Source organism: Nocardia transvalensis NBRC 15921, from assembly GCF_000308875.1.
GTDB lineage: Bacteria > Actinomycetota > Actinomycetes > Mycobacteriales > Mycobacteriaceae > Nocardia > Nocardia transvalensis.
Genome location: NZ_BAGL01000088.1, coordinates 22,070 through 45,747 on the forward strand (window position 1 = coordinate 22,070; position 23,678 = coordinate 45,747).

23 protein-coding genes, 1 tRNA gene and 1 pseudogene are annotated in these 23,678 nt (G+C 67.7%); 12 read left to right on the forward strand and 13 right to left on the reverse strand.

What is annotated here, in order from left to right:
* Positions 1–119: 119 nt before the first annotated feature.
* Positions 120–1,391, forward strand: a pseudogene (locus ON41_RS30225) (YibE/F family protein); the annotation flags it as partial.
* Between the two features lie 486 nt (positions 1,392–1,877).
* Here the strand turns inward: ON41_RS30225 and ON41_RS30230 are convergent.
* Both ON41_RS30230 and ON41_RS30235 read right to left on the reverse strand, forming a co-directional pair.
* On the reverse strand, positions 1,878–3,257 hold the full coding sequence (locus ON41_RS30230; protein ID WP_040751491.1) for a DUF7159 family protein: 1,380 nt from the start codon (positions 3,255–3,257) through the stop codon (positions 1,878–1,880).
* A gap of 238 nt (positions 3,258–3,495) precedes the next feature.
* A complete protein-coding gene (locus tag ON41_RS30235) occupies positions 3,496–4,818 on the reverse strand; it encodes a UDP-glucose dehydrogenase family protein (protein ID WP_040751493.1) in 1,323 nt (440 codons plus the stop codon).
* A 139-nt stretch (positions 4,819–4,957) separates the two neighbouring features.
* Between ON41_RS30235 and ON41_RS30240 the strand changes: the two genes are divergently transcribed.
* Both ON41_RS30240 and ON41_RS30245 read left to right on the forward strand, forming a co-directional pair.
* Positions 4,958–5,485 (forward strand): YdcF family protein, encoded by a 528-nt coding sequence (locus tag ON41_RS30240; RefSeq protein ID WP_040751494.1) that lies wholly within the window; start codon positions 4,958–4,960, stop codon positions 5,483–5,485.
* Between the two features lie 130 nt (positions 5,486–5,615).
* Positions 5,616–7,268: a purine-cytosine permease family protein gene (locus tag ON41_RS30245; protein ID WP_040751495.1), complete on the forward strand. Its 1,653-nt coding sequence runs from the start codon at positions 5,616–5,618 to the stop codon at positions 7,266–7,268.
* 72 nt (positions 7,269–7,340) lie between these two features.
* On the opposite strand, the gene dcd is transcribed toward ON41_RS30245, so the two are convergent.
* The 3 genes from dcd to ON41_RS30260 form a co-directional block, all read right to left on the reverse strand.
* Positions 7,341–7,919, reverse strand: coding sequence for a dCTP deaminase (gene dcd / locus ON41_RS30250; RefSeq protein WP_040751497.1), 579 nt, complete (start codon positions 7,917–7,919; stop codon positions 7,341–7,343).
* A gap of 53 nt (positions 7,920–7,972) precedes the next feature.
* Positions 7,973–9,055: a glycoside hydrolase family 183 protein gene (locus ON41_RS30255; protein WP_040751499.1), complete on the reverse strand. Its 1,083-nt coding sequence runs from the start codon at positions 9,053–9,055 to the stop codon at positions 7,973–7,975.
* A 195-nt stretch (positions 9,056–9,250) separates the two neighbouring features.
* Positions 9,251–11,077: an acyl-CoA dehydrogenase gene (locus ON41_RS30260; protein ID WP_040751500.1), complete on the reverse strand. Its 1,827-nt coding sequence runs from the start codon at positions 11,075–11,077 to the stop codon at positions 9,251–9,253.
* Positions 11,078–11,300: 223 nt separating this feature from the next.
* Here ON41_RS30260 and ON41_RS30265 point away from each other — a divergent pair, with 223 nt between their 5' ends.
* A complete protein-coding gene (locus ON41_RS30265) occupies positions 11,301–11,903 on the forward strand; it encodes an alpha/beta hydrolase family protein (RefSeq protein ID WP_040751501.1) in 603 nt (200 codons plus the stop codon).
* Here ON41_RS30265 and ON41_RS30270 read toward each other — a convergent pair.
* From ON41_RS30270 to ON41_RS30285, 4 genes are all read right to left on the reverse strand, one after another.
* Positions 11,889–12,608 (reverse strand): class I SAM-dependent methyltransferase, encoded by a 720-nt coding sequence (locus tag ON41_RS30270; RefSeq protein WP_051162816.1) that lies wholly within the window; start codon positions 12,606–12,608, stop codon positions 11,889–11,891. The genes ON41_RS30265 and ON41_RS30270 overlap by 15 nt on opposite strands.
* A 36-nt stretch (positions 12,609–12,644) precedes the next feature.
* Entirely contained in the window at positions 12,645–13,751 is a 1,107-nt protein-coding gene (locus tag ON41_RS30275) for a glycoside hydrolase family 183 protein (protein WP_040751502.1), read from the reverse strand.
* Between the two features lie 125 nt (positions 13,752–13,876).
* Positions 13,877–14,620: a crotonase/enoyl-CoA hydratase family protein gene (locus ON41_RS30280; protein WP_040751504.1), complete on the reverse strand. Its 744-nt coding sequence runs from the start codon at positions 14,618–14,620 to the stop codon at positions 13,877–13,879.
* 32 nt (positions 14,621–14,652) lie between these two features.
* On the reverse strand, positions 14,653–15,438 hold the full coding sequence (locus ON41_RS30285) for an alpha/beta fold hydrolase (protein WP_040751505.1): 786 nt from the start codon (positions 15,436–15,438) through the stop codon (positions 14,653–14,655).
* Between the two features lie 70 nt (positions 15,439–15,508).
* Between ON41_RS30285 and ON41_RS30290 the strand changes: the two genes are divergently transcribed.
* The 4 genes from ON41_RS30290 to ON41_RS30305 all read left to right on the forward strand — a co-directional run bounded on the left by ON41_RS30290 (position 15,509) and on the right by ON41_RS30305 (position 16,781).
* Positions 15,509–15,733, forward strand: a complete 225-nt coding sequence (locus ON41_RS30290) for a hypothetical protein (protein ID WP_040751506.1) — start codon at positions 15,509–15,511, stop codon at positions 15,731–15,733.
* On the forward strand, positions 15,720–16,016 hold the full coding sequence (locus tag ON41_RS30295; RefSeq protein ID WP_040751507.1) for a hypothetical protein: 297 nt from the start codon (positions 15,720–15,722) through the stop codon (positions 16,014–16,016). The genes ON41_RS30290 and ON41_RS30295 overlap by 14 nt, the downstream gene beginning before the upstream one ends.
* A 93-nt stretch (positions 16,017–16,109) precedes the next feature.
* Positions 16,110–16,436 (forward strand): hypothetical protein, encoded by a 327-nt coding sequence (locus ON41_RS30300; RefSeq protein WP_040751508.1) that lies wholly within the window; start codon positions 16,110–16,112, stop codon positions 16,434–16,436.
* Between the two features lie 159 nt (positions 16,437–16,595).
* On the forward strand, positions 16,596–16,781 hold the full coding sequence (locus ON41_RS30305) for a hypothetical protein (protein ID WP_040751509.1): 186 nt from the start codon (positions 16,596–16,598) through the stop codon (positions 16,779–16,781).
* Between the two features lie 51 nt (positions 16,782–16,832).
* On the opposite strand, the gene ON41_RS30310 is transcribed toward ON41_RS30305, so the two are convergent.
* On the reverse strand, positions 16,833–18,344 hold the full coding sequence (locus ON41_RS30310) for an alpha/beta fold hydrolase (RefSeq protein ID WP_040751510.1): 1,512 nt from the start codon (positions 18,342–18,344) through the stop codon (positions 16,833–16,835).
* A gap of 234 nt (positions 18,345–18,578) precedes the next feature.
* On the opposite strand from ON41_RS30310, the gene ON41_RS30315 reads away from it, so the two are divergent.
* Positions 18,579–18,773 (forward strand): (2Fe-2S)-binding protein, encoded by a 195-nt coding sequence (locus ON41_RS30315; RefSeq protein ID WP_040751511.1) that lies wholly within the window; start codon positions 18,579–18,581, stop codon positions 18,771–18,773.
* Positions 18,774–18,854: 81 nt separating this feature from the next.
* A complete protein-coding gene (gene bfr, locus ON41_RS30320; RefSeq protein WP_040751512.1) occupies positions 18,855–19,337 on the forward strand; it encodes a bacterioferritin in 483 nt (160 codons plus the stop codon).
* A 5-nt stretch (positions 19,338–19,342) separates the two neighbouring features.
* Here the strand turns inward: bfr and ON41_RS30325 are convergent, their stop codons facing one another.
* Positions 19,343–19,894, reverse strand: coding sequence for a TetR/AcrR family transcriptional regulator (locus tag ON41_RS30325; protein WP_040751513.1), 552 nt, complete (start codon positions 19,892–19,894; stop codon positions 19,343–19,345).
* A 129-nt stretch (positions 19,895–20,023) separates the two neighbouring features.
* On the opposite strand from ON41_RS30325, the gene ON41_RS30330 reads away from it, so the two are divergent.
* A complete protein-coding gene (locus tag ON41_RS30330) occupies positions 20,024–20,881 on the forward strand; it encodes an oxidoreductase (protein ID WP_040751514.1) in 858 nt (285 codons plus the stop codon).
* 46 nt (positions 20,882–20,927) lie between these two features.
* On the opposite strand, the gene ON41_RS30335 is transcribed toward ON41_RS30330, so the two are convergent.
* Together ON41_RS30335 and ON41_RS30340 are read right to left on the reverse strand one after the other, a co-directional pair.
* Positions 20,928–21,494, reverse strand: a complete 567-nt coding sequence (locus tag ON41_RS30335; protein ID WP_040751515.1) for a dihydrofolate reductase family protein — start codon at positions 21,492–21,494, stop codon at positions 20,928–20,930.
* Between the two features lie 763 nt (positions 21,495–22,257).
* Positions 22,258–22,328 (reverse strand) — tRNA-Gly (locus ON41_RS30340).
* Between the two features lie 813 nt (positions 22,329–23,141).
* On the opposite strand from ON41_RS30340, the gene ON41_RS42785 reads away from it, so the two are divergent.
* Complete coding sequence (locus ON41_RS42785; protein ID WP_218003579.1) at positions 23,142–23,621, forward strand: hypothetical protein; 480 nt, start codon at positions 23,142–23,144, stop codon at positions 23,619–23,621.
* Positions 23,622–23,678 lie beyond the last annotated feature (57 nt).

The window sequence follows — 23,678 nt, forward strand, 5'->3', positions numbered from 1 at the left end:
GTACGGTTTCCGATACGCCGCGGCCGAGCCCCCGCGGGGCGCCCGCCCTGACGATGTCGACAATCGATACCAATTAGGCTCGCAGCGGTCAGGTATACGAGCGGACAGGCAGGGATCGGGTGAGCGACCACCATCATCACCACCACGACCATTCCGGGCCGATCGCGATCGGCGCCACCGCGGCGCGGGTCGTGGTCGGGCTACTGACCGGCATCGGCGTGCTCGTGCTGATCGGCACCGTCTGGCTGTGGCCCAGCAATCAGCACGTGGACATCCCGCTGCCGATGCAGAACGGCGGCGGCGGGGCGGTGCACACCGAGGCCGGCACCGTGACCTCGCAGGACCTCGGCCCCTGCGGCAGCCTGTCCAACGGACGCGTCTTCGACGACACCCCGAACGCGCCGCGCAACACCGGATACAACTGCCAGCGCAGCCTGGTGGCCATCACCTCCGGACCGGACGAGGGCAAGCACACGCTGTTCGAGATCGCGCCCGGTCCAGGCCAACCGGACCTGCGCGTCGGTGACGACCTCCGGATCGTCCGGCAGAACGATCCGGGCGGCACCACGATCTACTCGTTCGACGACTACGCGCGCGGCCTGCCGTTGACCGTCATCGCGCTGGTCTTCGTCGTGGTGATCGTGGCCGTGGCGCGCTGGCGCGGATTGCGGGCCGTGCTCGGTCTCGGATTCGCGTTCGGTGTGCTCGTGGTGTTCCTGCTGCCGGCGATGCTCGACGGCAAACCGGCCGTCCCGGTCGCCCTGGTGTCGGGAGCGCTGATTCTCTACGCGGTGCTCTATCTCGCACACGGCGTCAACCTGCGGACCAGTTCGGCCCTGCTGGGGACGCTGAGCGCGATGGTGCTGGCGGCGGTGCTGTCGTGGGTGACGCTGGAGGTCACCCATCTCACCGGGTTGTCGGAGGAGCAGAACGCCAACGTCGCCACCTATCTCCAGCATGTGAGCATCACCGGGTTGCTGCTGGCCGGATTCATCATCGGCTCGCTCGGTGTGCTCAACGACGTCACCATCACCCAGGCGTCGGCGGCGTTCGAGCTGGCCGCCCTCGACGAGCAGGCCTCGCGCCGCGAGATCTTCGCCGCGGCCATGCGCGTGGGCCGCGACCACATCGCCAGCACGGTGTACACGCTGGTCCTCGCCTACGCGGGCGGCGCGCTGCCGCTGCTGCTGCTGTTCTCGGTGGCGGGCCGCTCGTTCCGCGACGTCCTGACCGGCGACGCGGTCGCGATCGAGATCAGCCGCTCCGCGGTCGGCGGCATCTGCCTGGCCCTCTCGGTCCCCCTGACCACGGTCATCGCGGTCCTGCTCGCCCGCCCGTTCGGCCACCGCCCCGCCCCCGCACCCGCCGCCCGCCGCTCCCGCCATTCGAAGGGCGCGAATCCCCCAGCGAGCCAACGCCGTTCGGCGAACGACACCGGCCGCCCCGCCCGCCCGGCCGCGAACCGCCCCCGCCGCCGAGCTGCCCCGACCTCCGCCCCGATCAAATCCTTCGACGCCTTCGAAGACGACGCCACCCCACCCGAGGGCCTCCCCACCCGCCCTCCGGCAGACGGCCCCCGCCGCACCTACCCACCCCACACCGACCCGCCCTACTCCCCCCGCCACTCGAACCCCAACCGCCCCCGCCCGACAGACGACCCCGACTACGGCCACCGCCCCGGCCCCTACTGACCGCCCACTTCCGCACCCTTTGCACACTCCCGCACCCTCTCCATAACGCTGGAAAGGGTGCGAGAACACGCAAAGGGTGCGTGAACCGGGAATGAGAGCCCACGCGCCGATGGCTCGGCGGCAAGTGAACGGCTCGGCCGCCGAGCGCTGCCCCGGCGCTGGGGAACAGCGGCGCCGACGAAAAACTCAGCGGCGGGGTGGCTGGCCGGGTGGGGGGAATTGTGGGAGGAGTGGGGGGATCGTCGGGACGACGATCGGGGGGAGGCCCGGGACCATGATGGTGTTGGGGCCGGGCGGGGGTGCGTCCGCTTCGGTGGTGGGCGCCTGTTGGCGTACCGGCGGGGGTGCGGCGATCGAGGCGTTGGTGGTGTCGCTCGGGGGCGGGGCGATCGAGGGTTCGAGGGCCGCCGGGCGCGGGGCGCTCGTGGTGGCCGAACTCGGGGCGGAGTTGCTGTGCGAATCCCCTTGCAGCACTTGCGGGCCCCAGCCGAGGCCGAGCCCGAGGGCGGCGACGACCACGAGGGCGCCCGCCGCGATTCCCGCCACGCTCAGCTCGCGCCGGCGCCCGAGCGCCAGGTCACGCACCGGACCGCGCGCCGACTCGCGGCCGCGGAACAGGCCGCGCCTGCCCTTGGCCGCGGTGTCCTCCGGCCGGACGATGGCCAGCTGCTCGGTCTTGGCCTCGAACGACACCGGCGGCGCGGCCGTGCGGGTGGGCCGGGCCAGCAGCGCCGCGCCGCGCACCACCACCGAATCCGGCTGCGCGGGCACCGTGACCGGCATACTCAGCCAGCGCTCCAGAACCCGTGCCACCATGGGTATCCGGGCGCAGCCGCCGATCACCACCACCGCCTGGACGCCCTGCTCGGAGCGCATGATGACATCGCGGGCCATCCGCGCCGACGACTCGACGGCCAGCATGATCAGCGCCTCGAAGTTCTCCTGCGAGAGCAGTACCAGGCCGTGCTCGGACGGCAGCGCCACGGCGGTGGTCGCCGACAGCTGCTCCTTCGCCTGCCGGCACAGCTCGTCCAGCGCGGCCAGGCCGTCGGGATCGGCCGGATGGGCGATCCGCCCCGAGGCGATCTGCTGTTCGCGGATCAGTGAATCCAGATAGTCGCCGCTGATATCGCTGGTGCGCTCGCTGTAGCGGACCTGGCGGCTGGCGACGTCGACGACGCTCACCGACAACCCGGCGCTGCCGAGGTCGTACAGGGCGATGGTGCGCAGGCCCGACAGTTCCCCCGAGGCCTGCAGAAACTCCACGGCCGCCACGACTTCCGGGACCAGCTCGTAGTTGGTGAGCTGGCGGCGGGCCAGCGCCGCGCGCACGGATTTGGCGTACTGTTCGGAGCGGTAGGTGACGGCGATGGCCGCGACATCGGGATCGGCGGCGAGCACGCCGGCGACCGTCTCGGCGGCCACATCCTCCATACGCTGGTCGCCCACGGGCACGGTCTGCAGATCGAAACGATCGGGCGCGAAATGGTCGGCGGAATTCCCGGCATGCGGCCACGCGACGCGAACGGCGCCCGCCCCCACCGAGACTCCCAGTACCGAACTCATCTGCTGCCCATCTCGTTTCACCTCACCCCGATCCTCGGAACACGGATGGTCGGCGCGCTTCACACTCTGCTCATTGTGGCGTGCACGGGCCCTCTGCGGTAGGCACAACTTGCCTCCGAGCCCATCGCTCATACCGAGTATATTGCCGCGTCAGCGGGGCCTTCGTGGTTGCGTAGACTGCCTCCTCCGGCCCATCGCTCATGTCGCGCGGTGTGGGTCACTGTACCTGTTCGCCACCCTACGACGTGCCGAGGCCCGCGTACACCCATCCGGCGTCGCGCCAGCTGGCGCGTTCGAGACAGTTGCGCCCGTCGATGATGGACCGTCCGCGCACCACGGGGTCCAGATCCCGCGGGCGCAGGGCGGTGAATTCGGCCCATTCGGTGAGCACGAGCACCACGTCCGCGCGATCGCACGCCTCGGTGACGGAGGTGGCGTAGTTCAGGGTCGGGAAGACCTTGCGCGAATTCTCCAGTGCCTTCGGGTCGTACACGGTCACGACCGCGCCGTTCAGCTGGATCATGCCGGCCACGTTCAGCGCGGGCGAGTCGCGCACGTCGTCGGACTCCGGTTTGAAGGCCGCGCCCAGCACCGCGACGTTCGCGCCGAGCAGCGAGCCGCCGCACGCGCGGGCCGCCATATCGACCACCTTCGCGCGGCGGCGCATGTTGATGTTGTCGACCTCGCGGAGGAAGGCCAGGGCGTGGTCGGCGCCCAGTTCGCCCGCGCGGGCCATGAAGGCGCGAATGTCCTTGGGCAGGCAGCCGCCGCCGAAACCCAGTCCCGCGTTGAGAAATCGGCGGCCGATGCGGGCGTCGTAGCCGAGCGCGTCGGCCAGGACGGTGACGTCGGCCCCGGTGGCCTCGCAGACCTCGGAGACCGCGTTGATGAACGAGATCTTCGTGGCCAGAAAGGCGTTCGCGGAGACCTTGACGAGTTCCGCGGTGGCCAGGTCGGTCAGCAGGAACGGCACCTCGGCGACGAGCAGGTCGTCGTAGATCTCGCGCACGAGTTCCTCGACCCACGAGGAGTTCTCGCGGTCGCGGTCCACGCCGAGCACCAGGCGGTCCGGGCGCAGCGTGTCCCGCACGGCGAAGCCCTCGCGCAGGAATTCGGGGTTCCACGCCACCTCGACGTCGACGGACGCGGCGGCCCGGGCGCGGCGGCCCAGTTCCACGGCGGTGCCGACCGGGACGGTGGACTTGCCGATGATCACCGCGGGGCGTTCCAGCATCGGCGCCAGCGAATCCACCACGGCATGGACGTATTTCAGATCGGCGGCGTATTCGCCCTTCTTCTGCGGCGTCCCCACACCGAGGAAATGCGCGTCGGCGTGCGCGGCCGCCTCCTCGTAGGACGTGGTGAACCGGAGACGCCCGGCGTCCAGATTGCGGCGCAGCACATCCTCGAGCCCGGGCTCGTAGAACGGCACCACACCGTCGGACAGCTTCGCGACCTTACCGGGGTCGACATCGACCCCCACTACCTCGTGCCCGAGCTCCGCCATGCACGCGGCATGGGTGGCTCCCAGATATCCAGTCCCGAAAACCGTGAGACGCATGATCGATTGGTAAGCGCCACGGTTGGCCGCACCCCCACATCTGGGCGAGTCCCCGGGCAACAATTGATGTACACGAGGAAACCCCCAGCTCAGCTGGCTTTGCGAGGGGCGACCACGGTGGTGGGGATAGCATCGGCGGGTGCGGTGGGGCCGGGTGGTGGGCGTGCTGGGGGTGGTCGTCGCCGTACTCGTGGTGGCGTTGTGGCCGGTGTATGTGCGGCCGGAGGTGGACGAGCCCGCGCGAGCGGATGCGATTCTGGTGCTGGGCGGGGCGCACGATGGGCGCGAGGAATTGGGGCTGCGCCTGGCCCGCGACGGATACGCGCCGGTGGTGGTGTTCTCCGATCCCTACGAGCACAGCCCGCTGATGAACCGGATCTGTCACGGTGGCTACAGCTTCCGGGTCGAATGCTTCGATCCGCGGCCGCGCACGACCCTCGGCGAAGGGCGCGAACTCGCGGCGCGGGCCCGGGCCGGCGGCTGGCATCGGGTGATCGTGGTGACGTGGACGCCGCACATCTCGCGGGCGCGGTACATCCTCGGGAAGTGCTGGGACGGCGACATCCTGCTGGCGGACGCGCGGCCGCACATCTCGCTCCCGCGCTGGGCGTACAACTTCGCCTACCAGTCGGCGGGGTATCTGAAGGCGTTCACCGAGAGTTGCTGATCAGAAGCTCGGCTTCTCATCCCATGATGTGACGTAACGGGTCCGTAACGGCGACGAAAAGCCGACTCTACATTCACCCACGACCCTCAGTCTTCGAGCCTGCTCTAACGAGCCGGATTGAGGAGTACTTGTGGTCGACGTAGATACCCGCCCGGCGAACTCCGTCGCGGCGACGAAGGAAACGCTGGAGGATTACACGCTGCGCTTCGCGCCGCGCAGCTACCGCAAATGGAGCCCGGCGGTGGTCGGCGTCTCCGCGCTCGGCGGTATCGCCTATCTGGCGGATTTCTCCATCGGCGCCAATATCGGCATCGCCAACGGGACCGGTAACGCCCTGCTCGGGATCGGCATCTTCGCCGTCCTCATCATGCTGACCGGGTTCCCGCTCGCCTATTACGCCGCGCGCTACAACATCGACCTGGACCTGATCACCCGCGGCAGCGGCTTCGGCTACTACGGGTCGGTGGTCACCAATCTGGTATTCGCCTCGTTCACGTTCATCTTCTTCGCGACCGAGGGTTCGATCATGGCGCAGGGATTGGAACTGGGCCTGCACATCCCGCTGTGGCTCGGTTATCTGGCGTCGACGCTGATCATCTTCCCGCTGGTGATCTACGGCATGAATACGCTGGCCAAACTGCAGGTCTGGACGACGCCGCTGTGGCTGCTGCTGATGGTGCTGCCGTTCCTGTTCCTCGTTGTGCGGCATCCGGATTCGGTCGGCGCGTTCTTCGAATACGGCGGTAAGGACGGGGCCGGCGTGAGTATCACCGGCGCGCTGCTGGCCGCCGGGGTGTGTCTGTCACTGATCGCCCAGATCGCCGAGCAGATCGACTATCTGCGCTTCATGCCGCCGAAGACGCCGGAGAACGCGCGCCGGTGGTGGGGCTGGATGCTGCTGGCCGGGCCCGGCTGGGTGATCTTCGGCGCGATCAAGCAGGCGGTCGGCCTATTCCTGGCGGTCTATCTGATCGCGAATCTGCCCGGCGCGCAGGGCATCGCGAATCAGCCGGTGCATCAGTTCCTGGAGATCTACAAGGATATGGTGCCGTCCTGGCTGGCAATGACGCTCGCGGTGGTGCTGGTGGTCATCAGCCAGATCAAAATCAATGTGACCAACGCGTATTCGGGCTCGCTGGCGTGGACGAACTCGTTCACCCGCGTCACCAAGACCTACCCGGGCCGGCTGGTATTCCTGGGCCTGAACCTGGCGATCGCGCTGATCCTGATGGAAGCCAATATGTTCGACTTCCTCAACGACATCCTCGGCTTCTACGCCAACTGCGGTATCGCCTGGATCGTCACCGTCGCAACGGATATCGCGATCAACAAATACCTGCTGAAGATCTCCCCCAAACAGCCGGAATTCCGCCGCGGCATGCTCTACAACGTGAACCCGGTGGGCCTGGTCGGTTTCGGCCTGTCCGCGGTCCTGTCGATCATGACCTTCTTCGGCGTCCTCGGCGAGACCCTGAAGCCGTACTCGCCCATCGTCGCCGTGGTCATCGCCTTCGTCGCCACCCCGCTCACGGCCCTGGCCACCAAGGGCAAGTACTACCTCCGCCGCACCGACGACGGAATCGACCTCCCGATGTTCGACGAACACGGCAACCCCTCCGGCGAAACCCTCCCCTGCGCGGTCACGGGCCTGGACTTCGAACGCCCGGACATGATCGCCTCCGCGATCCCGGGCCCGGAAGGCGAAATCCAATACATCAGCTCGCTGGCGTTGTCGACGGACAAGTCGGGCGGGCATGTGCTGCCGGACCATGAGGGGCGGTAGCACAGACCACACGCGCGAACGCCGCACTCGGCCGGTACCGACGGCCGACTGCGGCGTTCGCCGTGTGCGGGGTCAGGGGCGGGTCGGCTGAACGAAGTTCAGGTAGGCGCGGGAGGGGGTGGGGCCGCGCTGACCTTGGTACTTCGAGCCCGCGGCGCTGCTGCCGTAGGGGTTCTCCGCCGGACTGGAGAGGCGGAACAGGCACAGCTGGCCGATCTTCATGCCGGGCCACAGCGTGATCGGGAGGTTGGCGACGTTGGACAGTTCCAGGGTGATGTGGCCGCTGAAGCCGGGGTCGATGAATCCGGCCGTGGAGTGGGTCAGCAGGCCGAGGCGGCCGAGGCTGGACTTGCCCTCGAGGCGCCCCGCCAGGTCGTCGGGCAGCGTGCACACCTCGAGGGTGGAGCCGAGGACGAACTCGCCCGGATGCAGGACGAAGGGCTCGTCGTCGCCGGGCTCGACCAGGCTGGTCAGCTCGTCCTGCCGCTGGGCGGGGTCGATGTGGGTGTACCGCGTGTTGTTGAACACCCGGAACATCCGATCCAGGCGCACATCGATACTCGACGGCTGGACCAGCTTCTCGTCGAACGGCTCCAGCGCGAGCCGTCCCGTGGCCAGTTCGGCACGTATGTCGCGATCGGATAGCAGCACGCCGAAGAGCCTAATGACCCCGCCGCGGGCCGCGGCAACCGCACGCCCGATGGTTACAGCGGCGTCCGCATGAGCACGACGTTGTACTGGTTGTGCATGGTCACCAGGTAGTACAGGTCGCTGCCGGTCTGGTACGGGTAGATCATCGGCGCGTACGCGGTGGGCAGCTCGCGGGTGTCGATGAGGACGCGCGCCGGGCTCCACGGCCCCTCGGGCGAAGGCGCGGTGCGCATCACGACCGAGTTGTTCCGGTCGGTGGTCATCATGACGTACTGGCCCAGATACTGGTTCCACATGACCGACAGCTCGCCGACGTCGCCCACGATGGGCTTGGCCGCGTTGACGTCGTTCAGCTTCCAGGCGCCGCCGTCCCAGTACTCGTAGGCGTCGATATTGGCGATATCGGCCTCCTTGACGCGCGAGACGAAGCCGTCGTTCTCACGCCCGGCCGGGGTGCCGTAGCGGTAGACGTAACCGTCGGCCTTGAGGTACGCCGCCTGCTGGAAGTTGTGGAAGCCGCCCTCGTCCGCGCGACGGGTGGTGGGCAGCTGCGCCCACGTCTGCCCGCCGTCACCGGAGACGGCCATCGTCGAGAAGTTGGTGTCCCAGTGGCCGTTCGCGCCCCACTCCCGCACCGACATCATGTTCATGTACTGCACGCCGCCCACCGAGATGCCGGCGGTCGGGATGAAGCTGATCTCGATGCCCGGGATCTTCGGGCTGGGCAGGGGGTTGTCGACGAAGCTCGTATAGCGGATGCCGCCCGCCGGATCGGCGCCCGCGGGGCTGCGGAACAGCACATTGGACCGCCACGCCCACACGCTGCCCGCGAGCAGGTTCGGCATACCCAGGCCGGCGGTGTCGCCGTAGGCGGTCATCATCTGACCGCGGCCGTCGTCCCACATGATGCCCAGATCCGCGCCGAGCACGTTGTTGTCCTGGGTGCGGTTCGGTGAGGCCATGCCCGTCATCTGGTACACGGCCTGGGTGGCGCCGCCGAGATGGGGCAGCCCGTTGACACCGTTGAGCCCCGGGATCGGATTGATGTTGTTGGGGTCGGCTCCCGCCGGCGAGGCCGACAGGGTCAGCAGCGCGACCGCCGCGCAAGCTCCCGCGAGTGCGGTCAGTCGATTCATGCTTCCGTTCCCCTTCCGGTTTCAGGTCACGCCGAAGGTATTGTGCCCGTTCCGCGTGATCGATGTGAGGCGTGTCCACGGCAACATAGATCACATCGCTGTCACAGCTGTGAATCGTTACGAAAACAAGGCCCCGCAGCCGGTGCGAATCCGGTTGCGGGGCCTTATTTTCCGGCGCTCAGCGCGGACGTGCGATCAGAACGCCGCCTCGTCGAGCTCCATGATGTCGTTGTCCAGGTTGGACAGCACCGCGCGCGTCGCGGTCAGTTCGGGCAGCACGTTACGCGCGAAGAACTGCGCGGTGGCCACCTTGCCCTGGTAGAACGGCTCGGTCGACCCGTTGTCGAGGGCCTTGATCGCGACCTCGGCCTGCTGCAGCAGCTGCCAGCCGATCAGCAGATCGCCGACCGACAGCAGGAACCGCACCGACCCGAGACCGACCTTGTACAGCTCGTCCGGGTTCTCCTGCGCACCCATCAGGTGCCCGGTGAGGGTCGCGGCCATGCCCTGCACGTCCTCCAGCGCGGTGGCCAGCAGCTTGCGCTCGGCCTTGAGCCGGCCGTTGCCGCCCTCGCGCTCGATGAACTTCTGGATCTGCCCGGCCACGTGCGCCAGCGCCACACCACGGTCACGCGCGATCTTGCGGAAGAAGAAGTCCTGCGCCTGGATCGCGGTGGTGCCCTCGTAGAGCGAGTCGATCTTCGCGTCGCGGATGTACTGCTCGATCGGGTAGTCCTGCAGGAAGCCCGAACCACCGAACGTCTGCAGCGACTCGGTCAGGTACTGGTAGGCCCGCTCCGAGCCGACGCCCTTCACGATCGGCAGCAGCAGATCGTTCACGCGCGCGGCCAGATCGGCGTCCGCACCCGAAACCTGCTCGGCGACAACGGCGTCCTGATGCGCCGCGGTGTACAGGTACACCGCGCGCAACCCCTCCGCATACGCCTTCTGCATCGCCAGGCTCCGGCGTACGTCGGGATGGTGGGTGATGGTGACGCGCGGCGCCGCCTTGTCGGTCATCTTGGTCAGGTCCGCGCCCTGGACACGCTGCTTGGCGTAGTCCAGCGCGTTCAGGTACCCGGTCGACAGGGTGGCGATGGCCTTGGTGCCGACCATCATCCGAGCGTGCTCGATGACCTCGAACATCTGCGCGATGCCGTTGTGCACCTCACCGACGAGCCAGCCCTTGGCCGGGACGCCGTGGCCACCGAAGGTGACCTCACAGGTGGCCGAGACCTTCAGGCCCATCTTGTGCTCGACGTTGGTGACGAACACGCCGTTGCGCTCGCCCAGCTCACCGGTTTCGTGGTCGAAGTGGAACTTCGGCACGAAGAACAGCGACAGGCCCTTGGTGCCCGGCCCGGCGCCCTCGGGGCGAGCCAGCACCAGATGCATGATGTTCGGGAACAGATCGTCGGCATCGGCCGAGGTGATGAACCGCTTCACGCCCTCGATGTGCCAGGAGCCGTCCTCCTGCTGAACCGCCTTGGTGCGGCCCGCGCCGACATCCGAACCGGCGTCGGGCTCGGTGAGGACCATGGTCGAGCCCCAGCCGTTCTCGACGGCGATCTTGGCCCAGCCCTTCTGCTCCTCGGTGGCGTTGTTGAAGAAGATGTTGGCGAAGCCCGGGCCCGCGGCGTACATGAACGCGGCCGGGTTGGCGCCCAGCACCAGCTCGCCGATCGCCCAGTAGGCGGCGCGCGGAACCTTGATGCCGCCCAGCTCCTCGGCGACGGCGTAGGAGTCCCAGCCGCCCTCCTGCAGGGTCCGGTAGCTCTTCTTGAACGACTCGGGGAGCGACACGGTGTGCGTCTCCGGGTCGAAGACCGGCGGGTTGCGGTCGGCGTCGGCGAACGACTCGGCCAGCGGACCCTCGGCGAGGCGGCGAACCTCGCTGATCATCTCCTTGACGGTGTCGGTGTCCAGGTCGCCGAACGACCCGCCGTCCAGAATGGAACCGAGGCCCAGGACCTCGAAGAGGTTGAACTCCAGGTCGCGGACGTTGCTCTTGTAGTGACCCATTTTTCTCTCCGTTGAGGTTAGGTGCGGTCCGGTTGTGCCGTTCCCGCCCGTTGTCTCCATCGGGTAGCCGTCAGCCTGCTACTCGCGGGTAACTTACACCGTATATTACCGACGGGTAATGCAAGTTTCCAAGGAATGCGCAACCGATGTGACGCGATGAACAGTGCGGTGCGGTTACGGCGGTGCGCCCGGACGCGCGCCGCGAGGCGAGTTACCGTGAGGCGTGCGCCTCGAAACCAGTGCGGGACCTGCGGAGATCGAACTCGACCGGCCGCGTGGGGCGGCGTTTCTGCTGTTGCTCACACACGGTTCGGGCGGCGGGGTCGACGCGAAGGATCTCCTCGCCGTCCGGGACCGCGCGGTGGATCTCGGCGGGGCCGTGGCCCGCGTCGTACAGCCCTACCGGGTCGCGGGGCGCCGGGCGCCCGGCTCGGCGACCGTGCAGGACGCGGCGTGGCTCGAGGTCGTGGCCGCGCTGCGCAAGCGGGTGCGCGGGGTTCCGCTGATCCAGGGCGGGCGCAGCAACGGCGCCCGGGTCGCCTGCCGCACCGCGGTCCAGGCGCGCGTGAAAGGCGTTGTGGCCCTGTCATTCCCGCTGCACCCACCGGGTAAGCCGGAGAAGACCCGCCGCGACGAGCTGCTGGCCGCGCGGCCGATCGACGTCCTGGTGATCAACGGCGCCCGCGACCCGTTCGGCATCCCGGACGCCGCCGACGCCGCCCAGGTCACCGTCGTCCCCAACCAGCCCCATTCGTTCCGCGGCGGCTTCGACCTCATCACGGAGACTGTCGAACCGTGGTTGCGCCGCTGGTCAGCCAAGGGGTGAGTCGGCGGGCCCGGCTTCCACCGCCTGCTGTTCCAGGTCGGGGACGGTTCTCGTCGCGACGACCAGGGCGTCTATGGCATCGCCCGCCTCCGTGGGCCGGAGGATGCGGTCGGCGACGCGGATGCGGATGTGGTCGACGCCCTCGGCCAGGTCGGCCATGATGTCGTTCGGCGTGAACAGGATCGACGGGTCCTGCGGCCCGCCGTGCCCCTCGGTGATGTTGGTGGAGTCGTGGCCGAGGACGAGCAGCGTGCCGCCGGGCGAGAGCATGTCGGCCAGCCGCTGCAGCAGGCCGCGGCGCTGCTCGGCGGGCAGATGCAGGTAGGCCAGCAGGATCAGCTCGAACGGGCCGGTGATGCCCGCCGCGTCCGGATCGGTGACGTCGGCGCACTGCCAGGTGACGCGGCCACGCACCGACCGCGACAGCCGCGACGCGACCGTCCGCCCCTTATCGATGCCGACCTGCGAGAAGTCCACCGCCCGGACCTCCCAGCCGTGCGTGGCCAGCCACAGGGCGTTGCGCCCCTCGCCACAGCCCAGATCGAGCGCCCGCGGCAGGGCGGGCGGCTCCGCACCGGGCGCGTCCGGAAGCAACGGCGTCCGCCGCTCCAGCCCGAACACATGCTCGACCACGGTGCCGTTCGGCGGTGCGCCCCACACCAATTCGCTCTGCGCATACCGCGCGTCCCAGTCGGCCGCCTCCATGGAACCGAGTCTATGGTGCCGTCGCCGGGGAGCGGACTACAGCGTGGTGCGCATCAGGACCACGTTGTACTGGCTGTGGACCGTGGTGAGGAAATAGAGGTCGCGACCGGTCTGGTACGGGAAGATCGCGGGCGCGTAGGCGGTGGGGAGTTCGCGGGTGTCGATCAGGACCTCGGGATCGCTCCACGGACCCTCCGGTGACGGCGCCTTGCGCATCACCACCGAATTCCACGGGTCGGTGGTCAGCATGACGTACTGGCCGAGGTACTGATTCCACATCACCGACAACTCGCCGACACCGCCGGCGATCGGGGCGGCGGCGTTCACGTCGCCCTTGACCCAGCGTTCGCCGTCCCAGTACTCGTACTCGCCGAGGTTCTGGATGTCGTTCTCCCGCACCCGCGCCACATAGGCCGAGTGGTCGCGTCCCGACGGCGTGCCGTATTCGAAGACCCAGCCGTCCGATTTCGTGAAGGCGTTCATCTGGAACTTCGCGTTGCCGCCCTCGTTGGGCCGCCGCGTGAAGCCCAGGTCCGCCCACGTCTCACCGTTGTCGGCCGAGGCGGCCAGTCCCGAGAAGTTGGTGGTCCACTGCCCCACCTCGTCCCAGCTCTGCACCGACATCAGGCTCATGTACTGCACGCCGTTCACGGCGATCCCCGCGGTCGGGATGCGGCTGATCTCGATGAACGGGATCTTCGGGCTGGGGATCAGGTCCCGGGCCTGGCCGAAGACGTCCCGCACCACGCTGTCGAAATAGATGCCGCCCGACGGATCCTGGGTGTGGCTGCGCACCAGGATGTTGCTGCGCCACGCCCAGGTACTGCCGGCCAGCAGATTCGGCAGGCCCACCCCGGCGGTATCGCCGAAGGCGGTGAGCATCTCGCCGTTCCCGTTGTCCCACATGATGCCCAGATCGGTGCCGAGCACGTTGTAGTTCTCGGTGTTGTTCGGCGAGGCCATACCCGTCAATTGAAATACCGCCCGCGACCGGCCGGGCAACTGCGGCAGGCCGTTGGTGCCATTGAGTACCGGTATCGGATTGATCGCATTCGGATTGGCCACGGCCGGCGAGGTGACGGCCAGAAGCGCGGCCGAGGCACCCGCCATCGCGGCGAGCAGCATGGAAACAGTCCTGGTCAAGGTCGGTAGCCCTCCGGTTTCGCAGCGAAACGGGGTGAAGCGGAGGGAATGCTAGCAGCGGAACTCGGCGAAATGCGTTTACGTCACCGAGTTTCGGGGTAATGCACAAAATCCGGCCGGAATTGTTATTTCTTCGACAGCGCCTGACGCACCAGTAGCGGCAGTTGCGTGGCCCGCTCGATGCCGAGGGTGCGCCGCACGCCCGCCTGCCAACTCCGGTCGAAAAGTCGCTTGGCGCTCGCCACCGCGTGCGGCGAACGGGCGGCGATCCGGTCGGCCAGCTTCTCCGCGGCGGCGAGCGGGTCGGCGGCCACCTCGGTGATCAGGCCGATGCGCTCGGCGTAGGCGGCGTCCACCGGATCGGCGGTCATGGTCAGCACCAGCGCCTTGTCGATGCCGATCAGCCGCGACAGCGTGGCGGCGCCGGTCATATCCGGGATCAGGCCGTGTTTGACCTCCATCACCGAGAAATCCGCGTCGGGAGTGGCGAACCGGATGTCGGCCGCCAGCGCCACCTGCAACCCGCCGCCGTAGCAGTGGCCGTGCACCGCCGCGATTACCGGCTGCGGCAGCCGCCGCCACGCCCAGCACGCTTCTTGGAAGGTGTTGGTGCCCAGCCAGGGAATCGGCACGAAGTTGCGCACGATGGTCAGCGGATCGCCGACGGCCTTCGCGATATCCAGGCCGCTCGAGAAGCTCGGCCCGTTCCCGGACAGGATCACCGCGCGGACGTCGTCGCGGCGGCCCACGACCCGGGCCACCTCGACGAGGTCGCTCAGCATGTCGATGGTCAGGCCGTTGTGCTTGTCGGGCCGATCCAGGGCGACATAGGCGCGGTCGCCGTCGATCGTCAGAGATACGTTGCTCATCGCGGGGCCTCCTCCCGGTCTCGGTCAGTCTCTCATTCCGGGCGAGCGTCCAATTGATCGAGGAGGATCCGCGCGCACCGGTCCGGATCGTCGAAGAACGGGGTGTGGCCGCTGCCGGGCAGGGTCACGTGCCGGGCGCCGGGCAGCCGGGTCCGCGCCCTCCGGCTCTGCGTGGCGTAGGTGAGCAGGATGTCGCGATTACCCCACGCGACAGTGACCGGAATGCGATCCAGCCGCCCGCCGTCCTGCAACCGCGCCTCCGCGAAAGAGGCCAGGGCGCAATCGAATCCGGGCGCATACATGGCGCCGTGCGCGGTCTCGAGCGCCACCCGGGTCTCGACGGCCCACGGCTTGCCGAACACCAGGCCGAGGAAGGCGGTGCGGCCTGCGGGGGTGCCGAGCACCGCGGGCAGCGCGGGTTTCACGCGCAGGCCCGCCGCCTTGGACCCGCCCAGCGACCGCTGGCACCATATCCGCCCGGCGGTGGACCAGAACCCGATCGGCGAGAACGCGGTGACCGAGCGCGCCAGGCCGCGCGCGCCGAGGTTCAGCACGATCAGCCCGCCCATGGAATTCCCCGCCAGATGCGGCCGGTCCAGTCCCTGCTCGTCGAGGAAGGCCGCGAGCGCGTCGGTGAGGGTGTCGACCGTGGTGCGCTCGAGGGGCGGCGAATCACCGAATCCGGGCAGGTCGACGGCGATCACCTCGAACGACTCCGCGAGCGTGTCGAGGACCGCCTCCCACACCCGCCAGTGGCTGCCCACGCCGTGCACCAGGACCAACGGTTCGCCCGCGCCGATACGGCGGTGGTTCAGCATGGCGCCCACCCTAAGCAACGATTGGCACGATGCCAACAGGAAGCGGACGGCAAGCGGTACGATAAATGGTATGGCTACCCGTAAGGTGACGTTATCCCTGGACGCGGCGGCCTGGTCGTACGCCGAACAAGCCGCCGCCCGGGCCGGAATGTCCCCGTCCGCGTGGATCTCTCGCGCGGCCCGGCGCGAGGCCGTCCGCACCGGCTGTACCCCCGGCCCCGACCCGCTCGAGATCGCCGCCGCCGACGAGGCCGAACTGGCCCTGGCCGAGAAGGAGATGCGTGCGCAGGGGTGAGGTCTGGATCTACAACCCGCACGGCACGCCCCGCCGCCGCACCGTCGTCCTGATCTCGAGTGACGGCATCAACGAGTCCCCGCGCCCCTGGCTGATCGCCGCCGAGGTCCTCGACGAGGACCCGCTCGACATCCTCGCCGTCTCCGTGCCCGGACACGGCTGGGTGCACGCCGGCAATCTGGGCCGCATCTACCGAGGCTGGCTGGCCGACCGCGTGGGCGAGATCGACTCCGATACCGAGGAGCGGCTCGACACCGCGCTGCGCGCCGCGATGGATCTTTGAGCCACGACTGTTCCCGGACCGCGCGATACGGCAGGATCACGACGGCGGTTGTGCCGCCGCCCGACACACCATCTTGCGAGAATCGAGGAACCATTGAGGATTTCGCTGCTTGCCGCCGCGCTCATCGCCCTGCCGCTGCTGGCGGGGTGCGGCGGCTCGGACCACTCGGACCACGCGAAGATCTCCGAGGCGGATCTGTCCAAGTCGCTGCAGGACAGCGGCCTCAAGGACGCGAAGATGGCCGACTGCGCCGCCAAGCACTATGTCGACCAGGGCATTTCGCAGGACGGCCTGGAGATCATGACCAAGCCCGGCAACAATGCGCAGACCTCGGACCCCTCCGCGATGGGCCTGAGCGAGGACGACGCCGGTAAGGCCCGCGACGCCACCAAGAAGATCGTCGAGGACTGCCTGAAGTAGATTCGCGCCGCCCGAATATTTCCAGGCGAAAATGACGCGCAGTTAGCTGAACACTGGCTAAGCTGGCGGCGTCTCCGTGGGGAGACACCTGCAGGGCGGGCCGCGATTGCCCCCGCGGCCCGCTGTCGCACTCGCTTCGACGACGTCCCCAGGGGGAGGATGATGTTCGGACCGATCGCCCCGGTATCACCCGCGGAGCAATTGCTCTCCACTATCCGCGCAGCTGGCTACAGCCTCGACGAATTCATCGCCCTGCTCCGGGTCGACCCCGTCGAGGACACCCGCCCGCTGTCCCCGATCCCCGACACCGATTTCTGGGTCATTCCCCCGCGCCGCGCGGGATGATTTTCCGGATCGGTTTGCCGAAGACTCGCCGGTAGCTTTATCGCGCCATTCCTACTCGGGGAAGTAACTGGGGTCCGGCTCGCAGGTCGTATCGGCGGCGGGGAGGGTTCCGTCCGCGAAATAGGTGTTGACCTTGTCGCTCACGCAAGGACTCAGGCCGACCCGGAAGGCGCCGTGGATGCGGGTGTCGGCCAGGGTCACCAGCCGTGAGCCGGTCAGATCCTCGTGCAGCGCAAGACCTTCCGGATACGCCGTGCGCGTGTCGTGGACGGTGGCCAGAATCAGGGCCGGCACCGAGTTGTGCACATCGGTGGGCGGCTCGACCGGATCCGGCCAGTACGCGCACGCCGTGATGTTGTTGGCGAAGGCGCCGAATACCGGCTGCGTCGCCCGGACAGCGTCGATATTGCGGTAGTACCAGGCCGGATCGCGCGGGGCCGCCTTGTCGCCGCACATGATTCCCGCCATCCCGGGCACCTCGGTCGGCACCGCGCCCGTGATCTTCGACTTCAGCCGCTGCATATCGGTGAACCGGCCGGAGACGCCGTCGTCGATGATCCCCAGGACATCGGCGAGATCCGCGTTGAACTTCGGATTCACCAGCAGGGCGAACAGCATCATCGGCACCGTGTGCTCGTCGAGGAGATAGAGATCCTTGACCACCGGATGCGCGGCCGCCCGGTGGACGAGGTCCTCGACATACGCGCGGACCTGCGGCGCGGTACCGCCGAAGTGGTAGTCGGCGTCGTGGCGGGCCGCCCATCGCGCCCAGTCGTCCAGCGCGTATTCGTTGATCGGGCCCATGTCCTGGAACATGCCGAGCCAGTAGCGTTCCGGGTCGACCGCGCTGTCCAGGACGAAACGGTCGGCGTGCGCCCCGAACATCTGCATGTAGACGGCGCCGAGATAGGTCCCGTAAGAGCCGCCGTAGTAATTCATCGTCCGCTCGCCGAACGCGCCGCGGATGACGTCCATATCGCGGGCGATATTGCGGGTAGTGGTGGAGCGCGCCTTCTCCGGATCGGGCGCCACGCAGGAGGTCGCCAGGGCCGCGGCCAGCGTGGTGTCGCGGGCGTAGCCGAACAGGTCGAACCCGGCCGAGAAGAGCATGGTCGGCAGCGGGATCGCGCAGTTCATCCGGTCCGAGCGGCCGATGCCGCGCGGGTCCATGCCGATCAGGTCGTATTGCGCGCGCACGTCCGGGGTCAGCCGGTCCTTGACCGTCACCATCATGTTCAGCCCCGGACCACCCGGACCGCCAGGATTGGAGAGCATGATCCCGCGGCGGCGCGCCGGATCCGTGGCCGGAATGCGCGAGAGGGCGACGGTCGTCGTGCGCGCGTCGGGGCGGGCGTAGTCGAGCGGGACGACCACGGTCGAGCACTGCGCCCCGGCGTCGTCGAGCGCCTTGTCGTTACACGGTTTCCAGTCCAGCCCCTGGTGGTAGAACCGCTCGAGACCGGCCGGGACGTCGTCCGCGGTCGCCGGAACCGCGACGAGCGTGGCGGTACCCGCGATCAGCACCATCCCCAGAACGACCCGCCGAACCCACCGTGCCCGCATCGCCTCTCCCCTCGCCGTCCGAGTCCACAGGGAACGCTACGCCCCCAACGGTATTCGGCCACGACCAGAGCGCGAGGGGACTTCGAAACATCCCCGCCTCAGATTCACCGGCCGGTGACATTCGCCCAGCCTATTGACAGGCACCGACCCTGGGATGCTATATCTTAGGGGAGGCTTACCTCGATAAGTTGAGGCTAACCTCGCCGACCTTGTTCCTGCGCTATGAGGCCCGCCGTGTACGTCTGCATCTGCAACGCCGTCTCCGAGAACGACGTGCACCGCTGTGTTGCCGCCGGCGCCTGCTCGACCCGTCAGGTCAAGACGGCGTGTGGCTGGAAGCCCGGCTGCGGCTCCTGCACTTCCCGCTTGGCCGAGGTGATCGGCCGCGCCCGCACCGAGTCGGCGACCGCGGAGGCCCCGGCGGCCTGACGCCGTATTCAGGGCTGCCTTACCATACTCAGGTTCGCCTTATAGAAAAGCCGAATGTGAGTCGTGACACCATAACTCGCTATGGAAGGCGACAAGGAAATCATCGCGCTGCTCAATGAGCAGCTGACGGCCGAACTCACGGCGATCAACCAGTACTTCCTGCACGCCAAGATGCAGGAGAACTGGGGTTTCACCAAACTCGCCAAGCACACCCGCTACGAGTCCATCGACGAGATGAAGCATGCGGAAATCCTCACCGACCGCATTCTCTTCCTCGAGGGGCTCCCGAACTACCAGAAGCTCAATGTCCTGCGGATCGGGCAGACCGTTCCCGAACAGCTGCGGGCGGATCTGCAGATCGAAATGGAGGCGGTGACCCGACTGCGCGGCGGCATCGAATTGATGCGCTCACGCGGAGACGTCACGTCGGCCCGAATCTTCGAGACCATTCTCGAGGACGAGGAAGGCCACGTCGACTACCTGGAAACCGAACTCGACCTGGTCGAGAAGCTGGGCGAGCAGCTGTACCTGCAGCGTTTCACCGACACCCCGGAAGGGGACTGACCCCTTCAGGCGCGTTCGCCCGCGCCGAGGCCGTGGAGCATCGTATCGACGACCACGTCTGCGGCGCGGGCAGCGCTCATATCCGGCAGATCCTCCGCGGCGCGCAGCATCAGTTGCGGTAACAGCGCGCCTATCCAGCCGGGCGGGAGATCGGCGCGCAGCAGTCCCTCGTCGGTCGCTCGCCGCAGAAACGCGTCGACCTCGTCGATGAAATGCTGCCTGCGCGCGCGAATCGTCTTCTCGGACATCATGCGGAACGTCTCCACCGGCCATTGCCGATTGACCGCGATGATTCCCTCCACATAGCGATGCAACGCGACCGCGACCGGCGCCTCGCGCAGCCGAGCCGCGGCGATGACCTCCTCGACCGCGTCGTAGCGCGCTCGATACACCGCCGCGAGCAATTCCTCACGCGACGCGAAACGGCGATAGACCGTGCGGCGGTCCACCCCCGCCGCCGCGGCGATGGCGGCGATGCTGGCCGAGGGGTCGTCGGCGAGCAGGCGCGCCCCGGTACTCAGGACCAGTTCCAGGTTGCGCGCGGCGTCCGCTCTCATGGCTTCACCATATTCGTGTCAGATTCGGGAATTTCCGCTGCCCTTGTATGGCTATAGCTTTCATAAGAGTCACATCATCGTGACATTTATGGGCGATACAGCGCCTCGACGGACGGAGAGGAACGGACCATGACCAGGACTTGGTTGATCACCGGAGCATCGCGCGGCATCGGACGCCGACTCACGGAGGCGGTTCTCGACTACGGTGATCAGGTAGTCGCGACCGCCCGCCGGCCCGAGGACCTCGACGATCTCGCGGCCCGCTACGGCTCGCGGATCCTGCCCGTCGCACTCGATGTCACCGACGCCGCCGCGGCCTCGCGCGCGGTGCGGCAGGCGACGGACGCGTTCGGCGCCCTCGACGTGGTCGTCAACAATGCCGGCTACGGCAACAGCGCACCCATCGAAGAAATGGCCGAGGACGATTTCCGAGCGCAGATCGAGACGAACCTGTTCGGCGTCGTGAATGTCACCCGGGCCGCGCTACCCGTACTGCGTGGCCAACGGTCCGGTGTGTTCGTCCAATTCTCCTCCATCGGTGGACGAGTCGGCGGGACGCCGGGCATGGGCGCTTATCAGACAGCCAAATTCGCGGTCGAGGGCTTCTCCGAAGTCCTGGCCGCCGAAGTAGCTCCATTCGGCATCGAGGTCGTCATCGTCGAACCGGGCGGCTTCCGCACCGACTGGCAGGGTTCCTCGATGACCCTCCACCCCGTCGGCCCCGACTACGACCAGACCGTCGGCGCCGTCAACCGCTACCGCCGGGACACCGACGGCACCCAGCCCGGCGACCCCGCCCGCGCCGCCCAGGCCGTCATCGACGTTGTCACACAACCCAAGCCACCCCGCCGCCTCCTGCTCGGCACCGACGCCTTGACCTCCGCCCGCAAGGCCGCCGAACTGCGCGCCGCCGAGACGGAGGCATGGGCCGAGGTGAGCCGGTCCACCGATTTCCCTGCCGCCCAGCCGGTCTCGACATCGCGGTAGCCCCTCGATCAGATACGGTTTCTCCCGCGTGCGGTCGGTGAGTGAATCACTTGTCGATCTCGTAGCGCAGGAGTAGCAGGCCGTTGTCGAACGCGGTGGCCTCGGCCAGTTTCAGGTCTCGCCGATCCTCGAAGACTCGCCTGCCCTTGCCCCGCGTGGTCGGGCAGACCAGCATCCGGACCTCATCGATGAGACCGGCGTCCAGCAGGAACTGCATGAGCGTCAGGCTGCCCCACAGCCAGATGTCCTTGCCGCTCGATTCCTTCAGCTCCCGGATGGTGGCGGCCGGATCGCGCGTTACGGTCGCGGCGGGGAAATCGCCCCAGGGGGCATCGTCCAGCGTCGACGAGGCGACGTATTTGGTGAGGTTGTTGAGCTTCTCGCCGTACTCGCCCTGCTCGGTGGCGGACGGCCAGTAATCCTTGGATTGGGCGTAGGTGTTCGCTCCGAGAATCAGGGTGTCGACCGAGTCGATGAGCCCCATCACGCTGGCCTCGAATGCCTTGTCGGTCTTCTCGGAAAAGGGCTCCCCCGACACGAAACTCAGCCCGCCGTCCTCCTCCGCGGCGATGTTGTCGACGGTAACCCACTGCTGGACTACGAGCTTGCGCATAGCGGTGATCCTCCTTCGTCACGCGGCCCGATTCGGCCGCTGTAACCCTGGGACGGAGCCGCCGCTACGTTCTCGACATCGGACCCGAAGTTTTATCGGGAGGCACGGGTCTCGGATCCCGCCGAGAACCACGTCGAGCATCCGGCCGAATTCCTCGACGGAACCGAAGCCGGCCGGGAGACCGCTTCACTGATCACGGAATCGACGTTCTGGAGCAAGTTCTCGGAGGCGAACTCAGACCTCCAACACTAGTTTGATTGTCGCGAGAAACGCCGCTGTGTCCTCCAGAGAGGGCAGAACTACATCGGCGCCGGCCTCGGCGAGAACGTCTGCGCGATCGCTGCCGGTAGCAACAGCCGCGACCTTGGCCCCTCCTTCGAGCCCAGCTCGCACGTCGCCGAACGCTCCGATGCCCCATTCCAACGGAGGGCCCGCGCGAGGGCATCCAGGGCTTCCCGTACTCCGGCCAGCGCCCGACCACGGGCAGCGAGATCTGTTGCACGGGCGTAGCCATCCTTCGACACCCGCCATTCGCGATCATCGTGTTGTCCACGCCCCACAGGACAAGCGTCGGCCCCACGGAGCGAAGCGTACGTGCCAGGGCGAATAGATTCACCGGTGAGTAACCGGATTAGGGGCGGGCCTCTTCCCACAACATCATCAGCCGAGGGAGGACATGCATCGCCACGATACGAACGGTGCACGGAGCCAAGAGGCCCCGCACACGAAGGCTGACCTACGAAGATTTATGAGTGGAATAGAGAGCCGGTGACGGGAATCGAACCCGCACTCTCAGCTTGGGAAGCTGATGTTCTACCACTAAACTACACCGGCGCTGCCTTGAAGGCGCTGGAGAGACGATAGCAGATCGGCGGGGGCTGGTTGCAATATCCCTGATCAATCTGACTGTGAGCTGCGAGGATGCTGTTGGGGGCAGCGGCTTGGAGTGGTTGGTGGGCCGGCGTCGCCGGGGTCTTGTCGGTCATCACGCTGGTCCGGGGTGGAATGATCATCCCGAGATCTACCGCTGGTCGTTTGCGCACGTCACAATCAGCGTATGACGCTCACCGTGGGTGCGCCGCCCACGCGCAAAAGTACTGTGGCCCTTGGGGTTGGGTTTCTGACGGGTGGGGTGGGCGGGGCGTCGGTGGCGGCGTTCGTCGTGGGCTGTATTGCCGAGAACGTGCTGTTGTGTGTGGTGGGGGTGGGGGTGGCCTCGGTGTATGGGCTGTGTTTCTTCCTTGTGGGGAGGCGGCGGCGGGTGCGGGAGGCGGCTGTTGTGCCTCGTACCGCGCTCGCGATGATCGAGTCGTTGCGGGCGGTGCGGGGTGAGACGAGTGATGTGCCGGTGCATTTCGATCTCACTGTCGCGCCGGACGGTGAGACGCCGTACCGGGTGGAGATCCGGCAGGACATCAATCTGGTAGAGCTGCCGGACTATCGGCCGCGCGGAATCGTGGTGGTCACGTATCCGCCGGATCGGCCGTGGCGGGTGAGGATCGTGAAGCGGCCGACGCCGGAGTGGGAGGAGCGGGCGGCCGGGGCGCGCCTCGATTCGGCGTCCGGACCTGCGCTGAACGGTGATGCTCCCGAAGGATGTGCCGGCGGATTCGTCACGCTTCTCGGTCTGCTGCTGGGTGCCGCGGGGTGGTGCTGTTGTTCCGGGCGGATCTCTTCGATCGGGATGCCGTGGCGCAGCCGCCGTCCTCCACGTCGTCGACCACGGTCGTGTCGTCGGGGTCCGGCACGATCACGCTGGGGCCGGGGCAGTCGCTGCTGAAGGAGGGCGCGCTGCGGCCAGCCATCGAGTCACTCGGCCGGGAGCAGGACGGACGCCCCGCTCTGGTCGTCGTCGTGCAGGAGCGTCTGTTGTCGATCATGTTCGCTCCGTCCGGCACGCCGGCTCGACAGTTCGACCCGAATTCCCTTCCCTGCGAACGCATTCCCGACTTGGTCGAGGAGGCCACCACCGGGCTCGGGGTCGGCTCGCCGCAGACCTGGCAGATCACCGTCGAACGACTCACCGGCGGCCTCACCATCAGGGTCGCGGTGACCGGTGCGGACGGTGCGGCCTTGCTGGAGGCGGATGAGCATGGTGCGGTGGTGCGCCGCGTCCCGGCACGCTGATCCCAGCGCCCGATCGGCGCTCACATTCGGCCGGGAATTGCGTGGGATCGGTTCCGC

What these genes read in the sequence shown, in the direction of transcription:
- ON41_RS30230 (WP_040751491.1), bottom strand. Translation starts at nt 3,257, where the DNA reads ATGAGTTCGGTACTGGGAGTCTCGGTGGGGGCGGGCGCCGTTCGCGTC.
- ON41_RS30235 (WP_040751493.1), bottom strand. Translation starts at nt 4,818, where the DNA reads ATGCGTCTCACGGTTTTCGGGACTGGATATCTGGGAGCCACCCATGCC.
- ON41_RS30255 (WP_040751499.1), bottom strand. Translation starts at nt 9,055, where the DNA reads ATGAATCGACTGACCGCACTCGCGGGAGCTTGCGCGGCGGTCGCGCTG.
- ON41_RS30260 (WP_040751500.1), bottom strand. Translation starts at nt 11,077, where the DNA reads ATGGGTCACTACAAGAGCAACGTCCGCGACCTGGAGTTCAACCTCTTC.
- ON41_RS30270 (WP_051162816.1), bottom strand. Translation starts at nt 12,608, where the DNA reads ATGGAGGCGGCCGACTGGGACGCGCGGTATGCGCAGAGCGAATTGGTG.
- ON41_RS30280 (WP_040751504.1), bottom strand. Translation starts at nt 14,620, where the DNA reads ATGAGCAACGTATCTCTGACGATCGACGGCGACCGCGCCTATGTCGCC.
- ON41_RS30285 (WP_040751505.1), bottom strand. Translation starts at nt 15,438, where the DNA reads ATGCTGAACCACCGCCGTATCGGCGCGGGCGAACCGTTGGTCCTGGTG.
- ON41_RS30290 (WP_040751506.1), top strand. Translation starts at nt 15,509, where the DNA reads ATGGCTACCCGTAAGGTGACGTTATCCCTGGACGCGGCGGCCTGGTCG.
- ON41_RS30305 (WP_040751509.1), top strand. Translation starts at nt 16,596, where the DNA reads ATGATGTTCGGACCGATCGCCCCGGTATCACCCGCGGAGCAATTGCTC.
- ON41_RS30310 (WP_040751510.1), bottom strand. Translation starts at nt 18,344, where the DNA reads ATGCGGGCACGGTGGGTTCGGCGGGTCGTTCTGGGGATGGTGCTGATC.
- bfr (WP_040751512.1), top strand. Translation starts at nt 18,855, where the DNA reads ATGGAAGGCGACAAGGAAATCATCGCGCTGCTCAATGAGCAGCTGACG.
- ON41_RS30325 (WP_040751513.1), bottom strand. Translation starts at nt 19,894, where the DNA reads ATGAGAGCGGACGCCGCGCGCAACCTGGAACTGGTCCTGAGTACCGGG.
- ON41_RS30330 (WP_040751514.1), top strand. Translation starts at nt 20,024, where the DNA reads ATGACCAGGACTTGGTTGATCACCGGAGCATCGCGCGGCATCGGACGC.
- ON41_RS30335 (WP_040751515.1), bottom strand. Translation starts at nt 21,494, where the DNA reads ATGCGCAAGCTCGTAGTCCAGCAGTGGGTTACCGTCGACAACATCGCC.